Origin of the sequence: Bacillus cereus, from assembly GCF_002577405.1 — a bacterium.
Taxonomy (GTDB): domain Bacteria; phylum Bacillota; class Bacilli; order Bacillales; family Bacillaceae_G; genus Bacillus_A; species Bacillus_A cereus_AU.
Genome location: NZ_NULR01000037.1, coordinates 1 through 350 on the forward strand (window position 1 = coordinate 1; position 350 = coordinate 350).

Consider the following 350-nt stretch of genomic DNA (forward strand, 5'->3'; position numbering starts at 1 on the left):
TTTTGAAGCAATTGAACCGTAATACTTTCTGGGCGTGTGTTGAACTTGTTGTCATAGTCTTCCCAGACTTTCTTACCACTTACTTCTGTTGTTTCTGTATTTTTGTACGTGTTCGTAATTGTTGTTCCGTCCACTTTTGTTTCATAGTCTTTCACTTTTACTTCACTTACTGTGTACGTATACTCTTTTCCTGTTTCATCGTACTTTGGTAGGTCTTTGAAATTGAAATTCCAGTTTCCTTCCTTATCTGCTTCCACTTTTGCGTCTGTAAACACTTTATCATTTTGAAGCAATTGTACTGTGATGCTTTCTGGACGTGTGTTGAACTTATTGTTGTAGTCTTCCCAGAC

1 protein-coding gene is annotated in these 350 nt (G+C 37.1%); it reads right to left on the reverse strand.

The features are described 5' to 3' along the window. On the reverse strand, positions 1 to 350 hold a 350-nt coding region (locus COC96_RS26565), incomplete at both ends, for a Cna B-type domain-containing protein (protein WP_142340048.1).